Raw genomic sequence first — 223 nt, forward strand, 5'->3', positions numbered from 1 at the left:
TTTAATCATATTCGGACGATCTTTCGCATTATCATCCTTCCACGTTTTCGTTCCTTCTACTTTTGTTTGACCAACCTTTGTATTCGTAATGTCATAACCTTTTACTTCTGTCTGATATCCGTCTACTGCTTGTTCTTTCACTTCATACTTGTATGCCTTACCTTCGGCATCGTATGCCGCTAAATCTGTAAACGCATATTTCCATTCGCTTGCTACGCTCACT

1 protein-coding gene is annotated in these 223 nt (G+C 39.5%); it reads right to left on the bottom strand.

The genetic code is table 11. The features are described from left to right. Positions 1 to 223: Cna B-type domain-containing protein (locus MR071_RS25300; protein WP_242238250.1), on the bottom strand; the 223-nt coding region annotated here is incomplete at both ends.

It is taken from the genome of Bacillus cereus group sp. BfR-BA-01316 (genome assembly GCF_022664195.1).
Classification (GTDB): Bacteria; Bacillota; Bacilli; order Bacillales; family Bacillaceae_G; genus Bacillus_A.